This window comes from Vreelandella halophila (assembly GCF_009856365.1).
Lineage (GTDB): Bacteria > Pseudomonadota > Gammaproteobacteria > Pseudomonadales > Oleiphilaceae > Halospina > Halospina utahensis_B.
Genome location: NZ_WMEX01000004.1, coordinates 1 through 17,953, shown reverse-complemented (window position 1 = coordinate 17,953; position 17,953 = coordinate 1). Strand labels below are relative to the sequence as shown.

Annotated in this window: 11 protein-coding genes and 1 tRNA gene; 7 read left to right on the top strand and 5 right to left on the bottom strand. The window is 61.0% G+C overall.

Annotated features, from left to right (window positions below; translation table 11 throughout):
* Positions 1-73: 73 nt before the first annotated feature.
* Together GLW01_RS07775 and GLW01_RS07770 are read right to left on the bottom strand one after the other, a co-directional pair.
* Complete coding sequence (locus GLW01_RS07775; protein ID WP_160898709.1) at positions 74-3,484, bottom strand: hypothetical protein; 3,411 nt, start codon at positions 3,482-3,484, stop codon at positions 74-76.
* Entirely contained in the window at positions 3,481-4,761 is a 1,281-nt protein-coding gene (locus GLW01_RS07770; RefSeq protein ID WP_160898708.1) for a metallophosphoesterase family protein, read from the bottom strand. Before GLW01_RS07770 ends, GLW01_RS07775 begins: the two co-directional genes overlap by 4 nt.
* Positions 4,762-5,056: 295 nt before the next feature.
* On the opposite strand from GLW01_RS07770, the gene GLW01_RS07765 reads away from it, so the two are divergent.
* A complete protein-coding gene (locus GLW01_RS07765; RefSeq protein WP_160898707.1) occupies positions 5,057-5,833 on the top strand; it encodes a CLCA_X family protein in 777 nt (258 codons plus the stop codon).
* On the opposite strand, the gene GLW01_RS07760 is transcribed toward GLW01_RS07765, so the two are convergent.
* Complete coding sequence (locus GLW01_RS07760; RefSeq protein WP_160898706.1) at positions 5,819-7,753, bottom strand: putative bifunctional diguanylate cyclase/phosphodiesterase; 1,935 nt, start codon at positions 7,751-7,753, stop codon at positions 5,819-5,821. The genes GLW01_RS07765 and GLW01_RS07760 overlap by 15 nt on opposite strands.
* Positions 7,754-7,849: 96 nt before the next feature.
* On the opposite strand from GLW01_RS07760, the gene GLW01_RS07755 reads away from it, so the two are divergent.
* The gene (locus GLW01_RS07755; protein WP_151439590.1) at positions 7,850-8,377 is read left to right on the top strand and encodes a carboxymuconolactone decarboxylase family protein; all 528 of its coding nucleotides are present in this window, start codon (positions 7,850-7,852) and stop codon (positions 8,375-8,377) included.
* A gap of 35 nt (positions 8,378-8,412) precedes the next feature.
* Here GLW01_RS07755 and GLW01_RS07750 read toward each other — a convergent pair whose 3' ends face one another.
* Positions 8,413-9,840, bottom strand: a complete 1,428-nt coding sequence (locus tag GLW01_RS07750; RefSeq protein ID WP_160898705.1) for a peroxidase family protein — start codon at positions 9,838-9,840, stop codon at positions 8,413-8,415.
* A gap of 257 nt (positions 9,841-10,097) precedes the next feature.
* A tRNA-Pro gene (locus GLW01_RS07745) sits at positions 10,098-10,174 on the bottom strand.
* Between the two features lie 160 nt (positions 10,175-10,334).
* On the opposite strand from GLW01_RS07745, the gene GLW01_RS07740 reads away from it, so the two are divergent.
* The 5 genes from GLW01_RS07740 (at position 10,335) to GLW01_RS07720 (ending at position 17,755) form a co-directional block, all read left to right on the top strand.
* A complete protein-coding gene (locus tag GLW01_RS07740; RefSeq protein ID WP_160898704.1) occupies positions 10,335-11,789 on the top strand; it encodes a protein adenylyltransferase SelO in 1,455 nt (484 codons plus the stop codon).
* Positions 11,790-12,015: 226 nt separating this feature from the next.
* Positions 12,016-13,044: a helix-turn-helix transcriptional regulator gene (locus GLW01_RS07735; RefSeq protein WP_160898703.1), complete on the top strand. Its 1,029-nt coding sequence runs from the start codon at positions 12,016-12,018 to the stop codon at positions 13,042-13,044.
* A gap of 304 nt (positions 13,045-13,348) precedes the next feature.
* On the top strand, positions 13,349-15,268 hold the full coding sequence (locus GLW01_RS07730) for a choice-of-anchor D domain-containing protein (RefSeq protein WP_160898702.1): 1,920 nt from the start codon (positions 13,349-13,351) through the stop codon (positions 15,266-15,268).
* 65 nt (positions 15,269-15,333) lie between these two features.
* Positions 15,334-16,272 (top strand): DUF6160 family protein, encoded by a 939-nt coding sequence (locus GLW01_RS07725; RefSeq protein WP_160898701.1) that lies wholly within the window; start codon positions 15,334-15,336, stop codon positions 16,270-16,272.
* Positions 16,273-17,020: 748 nt separating this feature from the next.
* Positions 17,021-17,755, top strand: a complete 735-nt coding sequence (locus GLW01_RS07720; protein WP_160898700.1) for a DUF7662 domain-containing protein — start codon at positions 17,021-17,023, stop codon at positions 17,753-17,755.
* Positions 17,756-17,953 lie beyond the last annotated feature (198 nt).

Genomic DNA, 17,953 nt, shown 5'->3' with positions numbered 1-17,953 from the left:
CGACACAGCTCAAACGTTGGAAAGACATTAAACCTAGGGCGGTACGCGTGCGGAATGCAAGGGGATTGCCAGTTCAGGCAAGCCCTGCCTCAAGCCAGGCCACCCATTGGCGGATGGCGGCGGCATCCGCCTCGTGCCCGGCTTCCAGAAGGACGGTTCGCTCCCGTTGCGCCGCGTCCAGGGGGTCGCGGGTGTCCAGGTAGCCCTCATTCTCGAGATAGGCTTCCAGCTCCCGCAGCTTGTTCGTCTGGAAGCGGGCCACACCGCCGTTCTCAAGGGATGCCAGGAGGGCACCGGGATCGCCGTCCAGGCGCTCCGCGAGTTCCGCAACCGGATCGATGAACTTGGGCGTCACCGCCCCTGACGCTTCCAGAACATTACGATCGACCGGCCGCCCCCGGCCTCTTTGCCAGACATCCACCCAGACGCGGGCAACGCGAATTCGGGCGTTGAGTGTCTGCGCGTACGCCGGAGCGGGAACGGCACTGGCGCCCGCCGGCTGCTGCAGCAGGGTTTCCAGGCGGCCGAGCCGGTCCACACGCCAGTCCTGGATCAGATGGTGCGCCAGGGACAGGTCATCCCTGAGCAGGTGGAAGAGATGGATGGCGCCAGCGCCCCGGCCCGGTTGAACCGGGGGCACACCGATCCGTGCCGCCCATTCGTCAGGCGCCTCATTCGATGGAAAGGGAAGCGCCGCCTGCTCCGGCAGCCTGTAATCCCCCGTTTCCGGAACCTCCGCGCCCCGCCGGAGCACCTCGAGATCGATGTGCGTGACGGGAGCGCCGAACGCTTCTTCCCAGCGTGCCCGGTCCAAGGGCTCAGCGGAGAGATAGATCACCTGCCGCCCCTCATCCTGCACAAGGGTGCGCAGGCTGGCCGCAATGGCTCGGAACCGTTCCGGGTCGGAGGTGGTCAGAACCTCATCCAGAAAAATGGGCAGGGGCTCACTGCCCTGCTCCAGCGCACGGACCCAGGCCAGCCGCAGGGCCATCAGCAGCTGCATGTGCGTGCCGGTGGACAGTTCAATCAGGTCCTGGTCCCGCTCCTGGAGCCTGTCCCGGACGCGAATCTGGCCGCGCTCATCCATCCACAGGTCATAGCGGTGATGGGTGAACCGGGCGAAGCGGTCACGGGTATCAGCCAGGACGGCCGGTTCGCGCTCGGTCCGATGGGCAGCGTCGACCTGCCCGAGCAGGAACTGGCCGGCCTCGGCCACCATGGTGTCGTCAAAGACGTTCTGCAGCGCTTCACGGGCACGGTCCCTCTCGAAGCGGGCCTGTTCCAGCGCCCGGTCACGACCCGCCTGATCCAGCTTTGTTGCGAGCTGGCTGCGCTCTTCGAGCCATTGGTCGTAATACGCCGCTTCTTCCCGAAGCGTGGCGAGACGTTCCTCCAGACCGGCCTGGTCACTGGCCTCAACCAGGGCGACCAGGTCCGGATCCTCCTCTAGCCCTTCGGCCCTGGCCTTCTCAGCGCGGCGTTCCGCCTCCCGGGTTGTGACCAGCTCGCGATAGCGCGGCAGCTGATCGCAAAGCGACGCCAGCGCAACGCGATCGTCCTCCGGCAGGTCGAGACTGTGATAGAGCGCCTTGATGGCTTCCTGCTGCTGGTGATGATCCGCTTCCAGTTCCTCGCGCCGGGCCTGAAGTCGGGAAAGCGCCTGCTCCGCTTCGGTGACGGTCTCGGAGCGTTGCTTCAGGTCCTCAAACGCAGCGCGCAGGCCGGTCGCGGTGTCATCAACGGGGGCCAGATGCTGACGCGCAAGCAGGCTGCGCACCGGTTCCAGCTCGCCCTCGATCTGCGAGTCCTGGCTCGCCAGCCGCGCTTCCAACTGGCGGCGATCCGATCGCGCCTGATCCAGGTCCGCCGCCAGCTTAAGGAAGCGCGCCGCCCCCTCGCCGCTCAACGCAGGGTCAAAGCCAACCGCTTCCGCCAGGGCCTGGCGGTTACCTTCCAGCTGGGACTGCTGTTTCTCGAGTGATTCGATTTCCGAGGCATGGGCCCGCGCCTGCTGGGCCTGCTCCTGCTGGTACACCGCCGCAGCCAGCTCAGTTTCCAGCTCCTCCAGGTGGCTGGTCACGCTTTCCAGTTGCCATTCGGACAGCGTGACACCCGCCTCTTCGGCACGCTCCCGCGCCTGACGGGCCCTCAGGACCAGTTGCAGGCTCTGCACCGTGGACCAGCCGGCGGCCACCACGGCGACCAGCGCCGGTGCCCAGTGCAGCTGCAGGCCATAGAAAAGGCCCATGTAGACGCCGGCGATTGAGGCACCAAGCGCCACGGCACTGCCCGCCAGAAGACCGTAACGGCGGGCTGGTTCTAGCTGCCGGAGCCAGCGCCGCAACGCGTTGATGCGGGTGCGGATCGACTCCGGGTCCTCCTGGTCACCCTCCGTGTTCTCCAGCCGGGCTTCCAGTTCCTGCATTCGGAGCCGGACCCGCCGCAGTGACTCGGCCATTTCGCCGGCCTGATTGACGGCTTCCGGGGTTGGTTCAGGCGTCCGCCCTTCCGGCGGCTGCAGGGCGGCGGCCGCATTCGCTTCGCGCGCCCGGGCCTCATCCAGCCGCTCCCGCAGGCTGGCGCGGTCCGCTATCCGGCGATCCGCTTCCGCAAGGTGCTGTTCGCAGCCTGCCAGATCAGCCGCCTCTGGAGCCCTCTCTTCAAGCCCTGAATCGCGCCGCTTCTGGCGTTCGTCGTCCTGTTGGCGTTCGTTGTCGCGGATCTGCTGGACCAGTCGGTCGCGCTGCGCCTCCAGCTCATCCAGGCGTTCCCGCTCCTGACCGTTCAGGTGCGCTACGGCTGCCGGGAAGGCCGCCAGCTCTTCGTCGGCACCGCGTCGCCGCTGCCGGGCCGCCAGCCATTCAAGGGCCTGTTCGGTACGCGTGACACCGGTACGCGCCGCCCGCGCCGCCTCAATGCGCTCATCAAGTTCCGTCAGCCTGTGCCGCTGTTGATCCAGATGCGCGTAATCACGCTGGCATTTCGCCAGTGCCTGTTCCTTCTCGCGGAGAGCCCTGGCCTCCCGCTGCCCCTGCTGGGGCTTCACCTGGAACAGCGGATCCTGGCGCAGCGAGTCCAGATCAAACCCGCCAGCCAGTTCCCGCTGCAGGCGTGCCACTATCGAGGCTTCGGTATCGCCGGCCTGAAGCAGGTCGTTCATGGAAAGCCAGTAGCAGCGCAGGAAGTCCCCGGCAGGGAGCTCGGGCGCATCCGTGGGCTGGCCGTTGCGCTGCCAGACCACCTGCTCCCCGCTGCGGCTCACCGTGAGGCCATCATCGCCACTGCTGAAACGGGCCTCGAGCGTGATCGCCCCGTTCGCACTTTCAGAACCGGGGGATACAAGATGACGCAGGGCGCGCACCAGGCTGCTCTTGCCGGATGCGTTGGGCCCGGTAACCAGGGTGAAGCCCGGGGCCAGCCCTTCAACCCTCAACCCCTCCCCAAAGCCCGGAAGCTGGGTGATGATCAGTTCCTGCAGTTTCATGACGCCGCCCTCCCCTGAGCCAGGAGGCGTTCCAGAACGGCCATGCCACTGCGCTGGAGCCAATCCACTACCTCGGCCTCCGAGATGCCCTGGCCGGGCAATGCCTGCCAGTGCGAGCGACCGGCCTGCTCCCTGAGTTGCTGACGGGCCTCCCGGATCAATGCCTGGCGTTCGGGATCGTCGTCCCCTCTTTCAAGCAGCTGGAGTCGCTGGGCGAGCAGCCCTGCCGGGTCCGCCCGGCGGGCCAGCTCCGCGAGATCAATAACCGGCCGGGTGGCATAGCGCAGTGTCTCCACGAAGTAGTGAATACGGCCACTGCCGGCGTGAAGTGCGCTCAGGGATTCGCGATCCATTAACCGGGCAACCTCAGCTCCCAGATCCGTGGATCCCGTGAACCCAACCCGCAGCGCGGCCGCTTCGGGCGGCACCAGATGAGCGGCAAGGGATTCGTCCAGTTCCTGAACGGCGACCTGAAGGCGTTCGCGAGCATCCTCGGGGGTGGTGATCCCGGTAAGATCCACCGGCAAACGAGCCCAGTGCATTGTGGCAATCCGCCACTGGGTCACACTCCGTATGCCGCCTGTGTCCAGATCAAACAGCCAGGGCCCACGCGGCCCGGACTCGCCCGGGTCCAGGCCCGTTGCGGACCCCAGGTAGCCATTGGGTGATGCCACACTGAGCGCGTCGGGCTTATGGATGTGGCCCAGAAGCCAGCCATCCGGGCCGGCATCCCTCAGCTCAGAGCTGCTCACCGGCGCATAGGGGCTGGCAGGCTGGTCCCGGTCCGCGTGCAGGACGCCAAGATTGATACCCGGGCCCCGTTCCAGATTCGCACCCTGCAATGGGCTTTCCCGGAAATGCGGTGAGGGGAAGGACCAGCCGTGCAGGGTCAGTTGCGTCCCGGCGGCTTCCAGGGTCACCGATTCCCAGGTGCCCCCTCGGCCCAGCAGTTCAAAACCCGCAAGCTGGTCCGCCAGTCTCGGCAGCACCCGCACGTCATGGTTACCCACCACGCCGAGAACCCGGATATCCGCCGCAATCAGGCGCTCCAGACCGGTTGCCAGCTCCCGGTAGGCTTCGAAGAAATCGTCCTCGTCCTCGACCACGTCCCCCGCCAGGACCACGGCGTTAACCCCCTGTTCAAGGGCCTGGTCCACGATCCGTCGCCAGACGCCGGTGGTGCCAAGCTCGGCGGAGCGCCCGGTGAGCTCGTCCGGCAGGCGGCTAGGGCGGGCACCGAGGTGAAGGTCGCCAACGGCGAGAAGGGAAAAAGTCATGCAGTGGCGGCTCCGGGCTGGTCCTCTGATTCATTCACCTTGAATGTGACCGGCGACACGCGATGTCGTGGCCATCCGCCTTGCCGGCGGCCTTCATCCTGCTAATCTCGATGCAACAAATCAATGATTTTCAGGGACGACTATGAACACAGAGCGCTTCGCCTACTCGCCAACCGCCCTGCGCGCTTTTTACAACTGGCTGCTCATGGGCCTTCCCATTCTGATGTGCCTGGAGGACTGACACAGGTTCACACCACCTCTTCAGTTACCCGCCCACCGCCTTTAGAGTACCGGCATGGGTAACAATGGCTTTGCAGCAATCCGGCGCCAGTATGATTTCCGCAGTATCGGCATCGGCAACTGGGTGACCAGAGATGAGCAGCAGCGCGCGGCCCACCGGTTTGCCGCCGCCCTCGAAGACCTCAAGACCATTCTGGGCGGGCCGGAATCACTCGTTTCGCTGCGTGGCAGCCTGTCGCTGGAGTACGGTATTGGTGGCCAGAGAGGTGTCTCCGCGCACTACACCCCCGCCAAACGCAGTCTTTCTCTGGCCAAGAATGCCGGCGCGGGCAGTCTGGCTCACGAATGGTTTCATGCCCTCGACCATTACCTTGCGACCCACGCCTTCAGGAGCGCGCCCCCGGACTGTTTCGCCAGCGCCGCCTGGCTGAAGGAGGTCCCCCCTGTGGATCACCCATTGAACGCGCTGCTCTTCCAGTGCTTCAGGGCCATAATGGTAAGCGACGATGGCGGCGAGCCCAGTGCCCTGTTCCGGGCATCCGCACGCATGGATGAGAGGCTCGGCACCTATTACTACAGCCGCCCTGAGGAAATGGGCGCGCGGGCCTTTGAGGCCTTCGTGCAGGACGCCCCGGTCAAAAGCCCCTTTCTGGTCCGGGGCACCCGCCAGTCGGACGAGGCACATGCCGGACTCTACCCACAGGAACCACAGAGAAAGGCCATCAACCAGGCTTTCGGAACCTATTTCCTCAGTCTTGGCAGGGCCCTTTTCCGGGAGCCCCGGAAAACCGGAACCACCTCAGTACGAGGACGGCAGTCAGACGCCGTCTGAAACAGAACGCCCGGTGTCCGTGATCAACCATTGCCGCTCATAGATTGGCGCGGGCACCGGACGACCCCGCAGGAATCCCTGGTAAAGGTCCGCGCCCAATGCACTGAGCACAGTAAGCTGTTCCCTGGTCTCCACGCCTTCAGCCTGGGTGCGGAGACCGAGAGCACGTGCCATTGCCACAACACCTTCAACAATCGAACGCGCCTCCGGAGAATCCTCCACGCCTTCCACAAAGCCCCGATCGATTTTGAGCTTCTCCACGGGAAACCGGCGAAGGTAGGCCAACGACGAGTACCCCGTACCGAAGTCATCAATGGCGATATCAACACCCGTGCCCCTGATCCGGTTAAGAAGTCCGATGGTCTCCTCTGCCATCAGACCACTCTCGGTCAGCTCCACCTCCAAAGACCCGGCAGGCACCCCCGATGACCGCAGCGTCTCCTCGAGCAGATCAACGAAGGGCGCATTATGCAGCTGCTGGCTGGATACGTTGAATGACACCCTGCCAGGATCCAGTCCCTGATCGAGCCAGGCGCGGACCTGCCGGGCGACCTCTGTCATCACCCAGCAACCAACAGGCAGTATCAGCCCGGTATCCTCGGCCAGAGGTATAAAGGTGCCCGGACTGATCATACCCCTGTCGGGATGCTCCCACCGCACCAACGCCTCGGCGCCGACGCACTGACCGGTCTCCACATCGAATACCGGTTGGTAGAAAAGCACCAGCTCATCGCGATCAATTCCTTCTTTGAGCGCCTGTTCCAGCTCCAGCCTGCGGGTGGATCCCTCGGTCAGGGCCTGGGTGTAGAAGGCGTAGGTGTATCTGCCCCGCCGCTTGGCTTCGTTGAGAGCCGAATCCGCACAGCTGAACAGGAAGCTGATCTCGTCATCCGAACCGGTTTCGGTCCCGTGAGTGAGTGCAATGCCAATACTGGCCCGCACCGACAGTTGCCGATGAGGTTCGAGGTGAAAACTCTGATCAAAACAAGCGAGCACGGTCCGGGCGAGGACGCCTGCACGCTCAACCGGCTTCACCCAGGAACAGACCACAAAAACATCACCGGCAAAGCGCCCTATGAACCCGTCCGCCCCGAGCGCCTCACGAAGCCTGGTCGCAACCTCACGCAGCAGCTGGTCACCGGCTTCGTGACCCAGACTTTCATTAATAACCTTGAAGTTGTCCAGATCCACGAACATGAGGCACAGGCGGTAATCCGTCCCCGAGGACCTTGTCAGAAGACGCCGCACCTCCTCATGCGAGAAGGCCCGATTGGGAAGCTCGGTAAGCGGGTCATAATAGGCCATGTAGCGGAGCCTTTCCTGCCCCGCTTTCTGCTCACTGATGTCGCTGAGAATGCTGAGGTAACGCGCCTTATCCACCGATGAATCCGCCACCCGGGTAATCGTGATCCATTCCGTAAACAGACTGCCGTCCGCTTTGCGATTCACGATTTCACCCTGCCAGACCCCTTCATTCTCGAGTTCAGTCCAGAGTTTCCGATAGAAATCCGAGTCGTGGAATCCCGAACTGAGTATGCGGGGAGTCCGCCCCACCGCATAGTCCGCGCTGAAGCCGGTAATCCGTGTGAATGCCTCGTTCACATAGAGAATGGTCTGGTCCTCGTCCGCAATGATGACACCGTTGTGGGTCTTCGAGATGATCGCATCGCGCAGCCGCAGCTCAGACTGCGCCTGGCTCAGGTCGCGAACAAGCTGCCGGATCAGATAACCTATCAGCACAGCCGAGCCGGCAATGAAGAACCAGCCTTTCAGGGTCTGGGCAAGGGTAAGTGTCTCGCCCGTTGCCTCCGGCATGAGCAGAATGATTACCCAGTCCGAGAAGAGCACCCAGAGCACACTGACCGTCAGGTAGATCAGCGATATCCGAAGTGGAGAGAGTGGGCAGGATCCTGTTGGCATGAAAGGTCATCGACTCCGGCGGGCAAAGCGAGACGCTACCACCATAATCCAACTTCACCTTTTGAGGAAAATCAACTTCACGAGAAGGAAAAACCAATGGCTCGAATCCCCTACGCCGAAAAAGGCCAGGAAGCGCAAGGCGCCACGCACGTCTATCAGCAGTTGGAACAGGGTATGGGCCTGGTTCCCAATGTGGTCAAGCTGCTTGGCCACTCCGGCCCGGCAACCCAGGGCATCGGCACCCTGCTCGACATCTACTTCGGCCAGCTCTCGATCACCGACCGCGTGCGCGAGATCGCCTACCTGACCGTGGCGCGCCTGAATGGGTGTGACTACTGCCAGGGGCATCACGTGCCGGCAGCACGCCAGGCCGGGCTTCTGGACATGCAGATTGAGGATCTGGGTGAAGACGGTTTCGACAGCGGTGAATTCTCGGAGCCAGAGCGGGCGGTGATCCGCTTCGCCTATGAGACCACCCGGGACGTGAAAGCTTCCGATGAAGCCGTGGAGGAGCTTAAAACGCACTTCTCAGACGCAGCGATTGCGGAAATCACCTTCGTGGTGGCCTCCGGCAACTTCATTCAGCGTGTGGGCAAAAACCTTGGCGTTGAACTGGAAAGCTGAGAACAGGGGCAGGCCCTGACCTGCCCCTGAACCACTCAGAGTGCGCTGGAATTGACCGAGGCAAGCATCTTCCCGACGGCGTCATGGGCAGGGTCCGGCCGCCAGTTCCGGTTCGAGCCAAGATAGCTCCGGGGATCCAGTTCAATGAGACCGATCAGCACTTCCGCGACGATCCGTGCACCCACTGGCCCGAGTCCCTCTCCGGCGTCCGCCTGCCCACCGTAACGACCGCGACCAATCACCTCCGCTTCCATCAGAACGTAGAACCAGAGCGGTACACCGGCGGTTATGGCATCGTTCGAGCGCTCGCGGACCCTGTCCATCACATGCTCGATCTCCGACTCAGGACGCTCCATGGCCTGTGCGACGGCCTCGCCCGCGGGTAGCCGGAAGCTGTTGCCCCGGAGCAGGTTACGGGTCGCCAGCGAGCGCACACCATCTGCGGGAACAAACGGAAGTTCCAGCAGTTCCGGGGCCATGCTGGTGTTGAGTCGGTCGGCGCGCTGGACCTGGCGGCCTTCGGGCGTGTCGAAGAGTTCATGCCAGTCCACAATGGCCCGCTGATCCGCCAGTGGTGAAAAACCGCCACCCAGCACAGTGCCGAAGAACTCAAACGCCGTACCGCCCTTCTGGGTCTGGATCGTCATGGGCACCATGGAATGCCCGAAGCGGTACGCCGCAACGGCGAACTCGACCGGGATATAGGGGAACCCGCAACGATAGAACCGGCGACCGTGGGCGAGGATATCCGCCACCACGGTATCACCGCACATAAGCGGAAGAAACTCATTCACCACCGCCCACTGGTAGTGCCAGACGACAGATTGCCGGGCCGCCTCGAGCAGCGATTCATGAACAAGCTCCGGGTTCTCAGCGTGCAACGCCTCACACTGCTGGTTATGGAACCGGATGAAGGCCAGCTGCATCTGGCTGATGATCCGGTTTTCGTCGTTTCTCGGATCCCCGATGGTCGCCGCGCCGGACGCTACACGCGCCAGGTCATCGGCACGGAGCGGATCACCTCCCGCACTGTCGGCACCGGTAACCAGCTTCGCATTGAGGAATGGATCGGACTGGGCTCCCTGGTGGTACAGGTAGGGCTGAACTTCAGGTCCGGCGCCGTAAACGGAGTCCAGATCAAGCGTGGGCGAGCGCGTGTTCTCGGTCGACGCAGCCTGATTCACTCTGTCGAAACTGGATTCCGTGTCCAGCGTGATGTCGTGGTCAATGAACTGGCCAAAAATCACCATCCCTGCGGGGACGGAATGGGTACGTACGGCATTGCCACCCGAGTCCATCGGACCACCCGCAGCGCCGAGACCCTCCAGAACGCCGGGGTCCGTATAGGCACCGGAAAGGTCGGGAAACAGTCGCCCGAAACGATCCTCACTGATAGGGTGATTGGGGGATTGGCAATGCTCTGACAGCCCCTTCAGAGGCTGCAGGCCGTGATGATGGGTCATGGCGTTCCTTCCCTGATGTGGAACATGAATGAGTCAGTTCCGCGACTCCCTTCACCGATACCGGCACTTCCAACCACAGCCGGGACTACCCCGTACTCAAGGGGACACCCACGGGAACAACCGATTGCATTCTACAACCGTTAAGAGAGCGTAGCGCGAACAGGGGAACGCAACAACCGTCTCGCAGGGCGAGCAGCTTTGCAGGCTCAAAAGGCTGGACTATGCCAGTGCGACTGGCTGGTTCTGGAGGATAAAAATGGTCGGCGTGGCAGGATTCGAACCTGCGACCCCTTCCTCCCGAAGGAAGTGCGCTACCAAACTGCGCCACACGCCGTTATTCAGGGCTGGGATGCGGACTCGCCGCAACGGGGGCGAATTATCAGGATTGTGACGTACTTCTGTCAAGCTGGACTGGCCAATAAGTCCGATCCCGAATGCAAAACGTAGTGTTCCGCATCTAGAATGGATTATGTGTTCAACCGCCAGAGGATTGCATGCCCCTACCCCCCTTCCCTTTTGACAACAGCTATGTACGGCTACCCGAACACTTCCACCGGCCTGCTCAGCCGGCCCAGGCTCCTGACCCGGAGCTGATCCGTTTCAATAGTCAGCTCGCCGAGGAGCTGGGCATTGACGTTAACGAGTCCGATGAACACGAGCTTGCCGCGGTTTTCTCCGGTAACAGCCTGCCTGAGAACGCCGAGCCCACTGCCCTTGCCTATGCCGGTCATCAGTTCGGCAACTTCGTGCCCCAGCTGGGCGACGGCCGCGCCATTCTGATCGGTGAGGTCATCGACCAGTACCAGAAACGTCGCGACATCCAGCTCAAGGGCGCAGGGCGTACCGAATTCTCCCGTGGCGGTGACGGGCGGGCTCCCATAGGCCCGGTGATCCGCGAATACATCATCAGCGAAGCCATGCACGCACTGGGCATTCCCACGACGCGTGCGCTCGCGGCTGTCACTACGGGCAATGCGGTCATGCGTGAGCGCCCCGAACCCGCCGCAGTACTGACCCGGGTGGCTGCCAGCCATATCCGGGTGGGCACCTTTGAATACTTCGCCTACCGGCAGGATACCGATGCCATCCGCACCCTGGCCGACTACGCCATTTCCCGGCACTACCCGTCCCTGATGTTCGAGGATCAGCCCTACCAGGCACTGTTCAGGGCCGTGGCGCAACGCCAGGCCGAGCTGATTGCGGACTGGATGAGCATTGGCTTCATCCACGGCGTCATGAATACGGACAACGTGGCCATCAGTGGTGAAACCATCGACTACGGCCCCTGTGCTTTCATGGACCAGTACCACGCCAACACGGTATTCAGCTCCATAGATGCCATGGGGCGCTACGCCTACAGCAACCAGCCCGAGATCGGATACTGGAACCTTGCCCGCTTTGCCGAATGCCTGCTCCCACTGTTCGATGGGAACAAGGAAGAGGTTGTCGAAACCGCAAAAGCCATCCTTGGTGAATACCGGGAACACTACAACAGCGCCTGGCGTGAACGTTTCGGCCGCAAGCTCGGCATCAGGAGCCTTGCCCAGGAAGATGAAACAGTGGTGCACGAACTGCTGGAGCTCATGCAGCAGACCGGCAGTGACTTCACCGCTACTTTCCGAGAGCTGACCCGGCTTGCCCATCAGGGCGACGCGCAGGAGGCCGCAGCCGCGCTTTTGGGCGACACACAGCAGGCGCGAGACTGGAGTGCACGCTGGATCGCGCTGCTCGACACCCCCGAAGCGATGTGGCAGGCAAATCCCGCCATCATCCCCCGCAACCATCAGGTAGAGGCGGCCATCAGCGCTGCCCGCCAGGGGGATCTGCGGCATTTCCATGATCTAATGGCAGCACTGGAATCACCCTTCTCAGCTAACGCTGACGCCTCCGCATACCGGCACCCGCCTGCACCGGAAGAACAGGTTGCGAGAACCTTCTGTGGAACCTGAGTTGCACAGTTCACATTCCTGAATGGCCGTTATTATCAAAGCGGCCATTCTTTCTCATTTCCGGCCAAGGCACTTGGCGCGCACGCGTGCCTCTGTATAGTGCCCACAGCTGTACGCCGGGTCTCGATTCGTCAATTTGACATTAATTAACGAATAACCGGCCAATCCCATAGGATTGCCAAACAATTACATTATCGGGAATAACGGACTCCGGAGGGCTCTCAGCATGGATGTGCCTACTCACTCAGTTCAGGATGCTCAGGCCTACGATGTTCCCATACTGCCCACGCGGTATGTGACACACTTCCTGCGCTTCATGGAACAGTACGGGATCCGTCCTCCCGCTCTCCTGGAGGGCACAGGGCTTGACGCTTCCGAGCTGGAAACCAGCGAGGAAGGCATGACCATGAATGAGCTTCTCATACTGCTTCGGCACGCCAGCGAACTCTCCGAGGACGAGCGCCTCCCCTTTGAGTTCGGCAAACAGCTCGACATCAATGCACACGGCCTGGTCGGTGCCGCTGTCCTCTGGCAGAACGACTATTTCCGCCTCGTGGAGATGATCATCGAGTATGAGCGTGTCTGCCTGCCGATCCATGATCTGCGCCTGACACTGAAGGACGAAACCGTACAGATAAGGCTCCATGACATCTGGGATCTGGGCAGCCTGCGCTCGTTCATGATCCGGATCTATATGGGCAGCATCTATGAACTCTCCCGCCACATCTGCAGGGACATGCTGCTTGAGTTCGATACCTCCACGAACCTTGCCCCCGAGGAATGGCAGGCGGTGGCCCCCGAGGCGGTAATCCGCTTCAATGCCGGCGCTGCCTGCGCGACACTGCACCCGGCCCAGCATACGACCGCCAACATGGGGCAGGAGCTGTCCTCGTTCCTTGCACGGCACCGGTCGCGCCAGGATCTGAAGGCATCCGATGACAACAGCAGCGTCACCGAACGGGTACGCCGCCAGATCCTCGACGATCCCGGTCTGAACTGCACACTGGAGCGCGTCGCCCAGAATCTCCAGATGACGCCCCGTTCACTACGCCGCCATCTGCAAGCCGAAGACTGCTCCTTCCGGGATTTACGCAACGAGATCCGCTGCCACTACGCAGATCGTTACCTCGCCGATACCCGGATGCCTCTGAGCACCATCGCCTACAAGCTCGGCTTCAGTGACCAGGCCAGCTTCACCCGCGCCTACCGTTCCTGGACTGGCCGGACCCCCGGGCAGACACGCCGCCGTATCTGACCACCACCTCTCCTGAATTCCCGGCCACCCTGCTGTCGCCCCCCTTTGCGTGGCCGAGCCTGCAATCTCCCCTCGCGCTTCCGGAAATGAACAACCGCTCACTCTGTGTTCACAGGCGCCAATTGACGTTCATCACGAATTCGACAACCAACCGCCTCAATAACCGTTTTTAACAATCCTGTTTCCTTTTTGAGCAATGACCCCAGACCAGAAGACACGCGAGTGTTGGAGGTGCCGGGACCGTTACAGGATGCGTCTTCTGGTCCCGACACCATGAACACAACAAACAATGAGGATGACGTTGATGAACGCCATAACCGAAAAGCCTATAAGTAAGCCCGGGCGCCTGCTGCTCAGCAGTGCCGTTGCCGCGCTGCTTGCAACGGGCGCAACCACAGCCAACGCGGAACAGGTCTCGCTGACCGTCGAGCACACCTGCCCGCTGCCCATCATCGGTGAGCAGCCCCTGGTGTCCGAGATCAGCGCCGACCTGCCCTCCGAGGTGACCGTCGGTGAGTCAACCGGCGAGTTGAACATCAGCGCGGTTACCACCATCAACAACAATTCCCGGCAGGGGCTCTATATCGCCGGTGGACGCAGCCTCGAAGGCACCGCTACCGCAGCGAACAACATTGCCCTTCCAGAAAGTGACCAGCCGCTTTCGGTAACCCTGGAAATTCCGCAACAGCCAATTCCAGGCGAAAGCGGCTCCTTCACAGTGGATTCCAGTGCCACTGTCGATCCGCTCACTTTTGACAATCCCGGACAGGGCACTATCACCGTCGGCGACCTGCAACTGAACCAGGTTGTGCGTGATGGCAGCGGTAATATCGCTCCGGATCCGGTGGGCGAGTTCACCTCCGACTGTACCCTCGTGGGCAACCAGGAGGACATGGTGCTGCATACCTTCGAGGTGGTTCCGGACCAGACACAACCGGCCAATATCACGGTTGACCCGGAATCCCTGGATCTTGGCAGTGCCATGGCCGGCAGCCCCCTCAATGGCAGCATCACCGTTGGCAACGACGGCGGCGAGGCGCTGAACATCAACAGTGTGACCATCGCCGGGGCCAATGCCGACCTGTTCACACAGAGCAACGACTGCACCACGCTTGATCCGGGTCAGAGCTGCTCCGTGGATGTGAACTTCCAGGCAAGCCAGGCCGGCACTTACAGTGCCAGTGTCCAGATCGACTCCACAGATCCGGATGCCGAAGACTCACCCAAGGTGGTTAACCTCAGTGCCGAGGCGACAGAGCAGCCCGAGCCCGCGCTTGAGCTCAGCGCCCCGGAAGTTGATTTCGGCACCATTGACCTTGCCAATACCAGCAGTGCTGAACAGACCCTGGATCTGACCAACACGGGTGAGGCAACCCTTGAGGTCAATGGTCTCAGCATTACCAACAACCCTGACGGTGCCTTTACCCAGACCAATGATTGCCCGAGCGGCCTTGCTCCGGAGCAATCCTGCACGGTTACCGCCACTTTCCAGACCAACCAGGTCGGTGACTACAGCGCGAACCTTGAGGTTGCCACCAATCTTGAAGACTCCCCCAGGACTGTAACGCTTTCCGGCACAGCCGAAGACACCAGCGGTGGTGACGACGGCGACAACGGTGATGGTGACAACGGCGACGGCGACAATGGCAACGGGGGTTCCGAGCCTATCGACGTGACCTTTGACCTGGAAGGCGTCACCAATGTCGCGGCCAATGGCTCCGACGTACCGCTGAACGGCCAGATCGACAGCCAGATCAACCTGGGCACCGGTGATTTCACTGCGGACCTGCAGCTCGATCCCACCCAGGCGCAGTTCCAGATCTCCGAGCTGTTCCACAAGATCCAGGGTCGTGCGGACATCGAGTTCGAGCCGGTTGGTGAAACCACTGGAACCCTTGACCTCGAGACCGGCCAGCTGACCGCGGAAAGTGAACTGACGATCAAGATTCCCGAGGCACGGGTTTCCATCATCGGCTTCGGCTTCGGCTCGGATGGCATCCGGATCGGCGGCGGCCACTCCTGCCAGACCGCAGAGCCGGCCACCATCAACCTCTCAAGCCCGGAAGGCGAAGAGTTTGATCCGCTCCAGGGCGGCACCGTTACTGGTACCTATGTTGCTCCGGAACTTGAAGGCTGCGGTCTGCTGACCGGGATCCTCAACGAGTTCTTCGAAGGTCCGGGCAACACCATCGAGCTTGAACTGTCGCCCCGTTTCGAGGAGTAACGGGGAAACAGAAGGGGCGGCCCGCTCATGGCGGGTCGTCCAAACAACAAAGAGGAGAAATCACAATGATGACAATGAAGAAAAGCCTGTTGGCCCTTTCAGTCGCTTCACTGCCGATGGCAGCGTCTGCTGACCTGCAACCCATGAACGAGCAGGACATGGGCAATGTTACCGGTCAGCAGGGTGTAACCATCGAGCTGTCCACCGCTGCAACCATTGATCAGGTGGAGTACAGCCAGAGCACCGCAGATGCGGACACTGGCTCCGTACTTATGAACGGTATCCGTATCGGCGGTCATGACGAAGGCGAATCACTTGATATCGACGTCAATGTTGACCTGATCACGGAAAACGACGATCTCGGTCGTTCCCCCTATGGTTATCCGGCCGGCCCTGTAGAGGATGGCGATGCCTATATTTCGGTGCGCAACCTGGGTAACCAGCCGGCGCCCGTTCAGGCTGGGGTGGACATGGACTCCCTGGGCATCGCTTCAAGTGATGGGGACAGCTCAGCAACTCTGATCTCGAACTTCACGGCGGATTTCTGGGTCACGCGGCTTGATATCACTGCCCGCGTAAACAACCAGATTGCCAATGGTAACCCCGATACCGGCTCAATCCGCATCCGGAATGTGTTCCATGCGGATATTGGTGCAGACTTCGACGTTGCTGCGGTAAGCATCCCCAGTATCCGGATGGCCGGTGCAGACCAGCTGGAGAACCTCAAGGGTGCTGAAGGCGACCTGAACCGCGCCACTCTTGCCATCAACGGTGTAACCGTCAATGCGGAAGTTGGTGCGGGTCCCGCTATCTCCACAAACGCTGGTATTGATGGCGCGCCGGATGAAACCCTGCGCGTGGACATCAATGAGCTGACCACCAGCATCTGGATGCCCACGGTTAACGTTGGCAGCGGAGACGGCACCACCGCCAGCATTGGTAATGTTGGTATCTCCAACCTCAGCATCGCAGATACTCAGATGGCCATCTACGGTCGCGAGTAAGTGCGATTCAGAGGGCCGGTTCTGCCGGCCCTCTTTTCCTCTCCCTACCCGCTCACGTAAAGCCGCTCCCTTCGCTGTCCCTGGATAAAGGCAGGGAACCCCATCCTTTCAACATGACCAGCCGCAGAACTGACGGAAAAAAGGACACGATACCGTCCACACAGCCGCGGATGCGATGTGAAAACGTCGGGGAATTATATATACAACTGTCTATTATTCGGGAACGACAGGCTCAGAAAAGACGTGCAGAGAAGCGGGTAACATACTGAAAAGTGGCGGTGGGCCAGGGATTCGAACCCCGTTACGTATAACACTGTAATTTCCCTTACAGGCCCTGGAGGACACTTAATGACCTCGTATTATCAGCGTCTTACACAGCCATCTTACGCTCACCCAAGGGTCCCTAGGAGAATATAAGGGTCAACCTTTTGCCCCATTTTTGTCCCATCTGTGCCCCACTCACAACCTCCGCATCTGAGTACTGGTGACCAACAGCAGCTTAACCAGGACAGGCTCCTTTCCCTGCCCCGCAGGGCCACTCAATCCATACAGTCTCATTGAATCCGTAAAACCGGGAATTAAAACGATTCCATGGCGCCATGCCATCACATGCGCTAAAGTGCCGTTCTAAAAGAGGTTTAAAGTCACCTTGGACACGCCGAAAAGCAGCGCTATCTAGAATTCACGAATATCAATATCAGTGAATTCTCGCGATTGTCTGGTAGGGCAAAGTAGCGGGGGGAGTCGCGTGGAATCGATAACGATCGAGCTATCCGACAATGAGTTAGAACAACTCGACGAGGAATTTCCCGAAGGCCAGAGTAGTGGCGTGATTGGGAAGCGCGCGGAAAGAATTGTGGAAATTTACTTGCGTCAGGAATACCCGGGTTGCGAGGTCACACGCCTTGCGGCCGGGGCCGACCTGAGCGTGCGGGTACCCGGCGGTGAGGAGTTCCTTGTCGAGGTCAAGGGCGCGGCCTCATCGCGAATAGAGTGGGGGCAGCTGAAAGTCTCAAGCCAGTCCTCGTACAATTCTCTGTCCGAGGAGGGAACGCCAATCTATAGGGTGTGTTCGGTTTTTGACGCTAATCCCCGACTGTACGTATTGAGGTTTGGCGAGGACTTTCGGCTGGAGGCCGAGCCGCGTTGGGCGGTGAAGCCAGAGAAGTCCGAACTAGTAGAGTTAGATGAAGCGTATGGCGAGCCGGGACCCGCGACGAAAAGGGTCAGAACTTCCAAGTACGCCGCGCTGCGAGATTTCTTGGAAAGGCAGACCTCAGCTGATGTGACAATACGGTTCGATCAATTCCCAGAACTCGTCGGTATAGACCTCCCGCGATCGGCATTCGAGTACCAGGCATATTGGGCGAATCAGAAAGATACTATCAACCGTCCATGGGCCAAAGCCTGGAGGGAAGCTGGCTTTGCAGTGCGGCAATTCAAATTGGGGCAGGACGGATGGGTGCAATTCCGGCGTGAGTGAAATATGCCCTAACACGACGCTCAACCTGACTGTGGGGTTCCGCTTCGCTCCACCCAGCAGGTTAGCTCGGCGTTGAGACTGTAGAAAAACCCCCGATTTGGTAGGCTGGCACCGAGCAACAGGGAGTCGTTGGCATGCCCCGCTTCAAGCCCTACAACTACGATCAGGACGCGATGGTGGTGATCAACTACCGCCACC

What these genes read in the sequence shown, in the direction of transcription:
- GLW01_RS07775 (WP_160898709.1), bottom strand. Translation starts at nt 3,484, where the DNA reads ATGAAACTGCAGGAACTGATCATCACCCAGCTTCCGGGCTTTGGGGAG.
- GLW01_RS07770 (WP_160898708.1), bottom strand. Translation starts at nt 4,761, where the DNA reads ATGACTTTTTCCCTTCTCGCCGTTGGCGACCTTCACCTCGGTGCCCGC.
- GLW01_RS07765 (WP_160898707.1), top strand. Translation starts at nt 5,057, where the DNA reads ATGGGTAACAATGGCTTTGCAGCAATCCGGCGCCAGTATGATTTCCGC.
- GLW01_RS07760 (WP_160898706.1), bottom strand. Translation starts at nt 7,753, where the DNA reads ATGCCAACAGGATCCTGCCCACTCTCTCCACTTCGGATATCGCTGATC.
- GLW01_RS07755 (WP_151439590.1), top strand. Translation starts at nt 7,850, where the DNA reads ATGGCTCGAATCCCCTACGCCGAAAAAGGCCAGGAAGCGCAAGGCGCC.
- GLW01_RS07750 (WP_160898705.1), bottom strand. Translation starts at nt 9,840, where the DNA reads ATGACCCATCATCACGGCCTGCAGCCTCTGAAGGGGCTGTCAGAGCAT.
- GLW01_RS07740 (WP_160898704.1), top strand. Translation starts at nt 10,335, where the DNA reads ATGCCCCTACCCCCCTTCCCTTTTGACAACAGCTATGTACGGCTACCC.
- GLW01_RS07735 (WP_160898703.1), top strand. Translation starts at nt 12,016, where the DNA reads ATGGATGTGCCTACTCACTCAGTTCAGGATGCTCAGGCCTACGATGTT.
- GLW01_RS07730 (WP_160898702.1), top strand. Translation starts at nt 13,349, where the DNA reads ATGAACGCCATAACCGAAAAGCCTATAAGTAAGCCCGGGCGCCTGCTG.
- GLW01_RS07725 (WP_160898701.1), top strand. Translation starts at nt 15,334, where the DNA reads ATGATGACAATGAAGAAAAGCCTGTTGGCCCTTTCAGTCGCTTCACTG.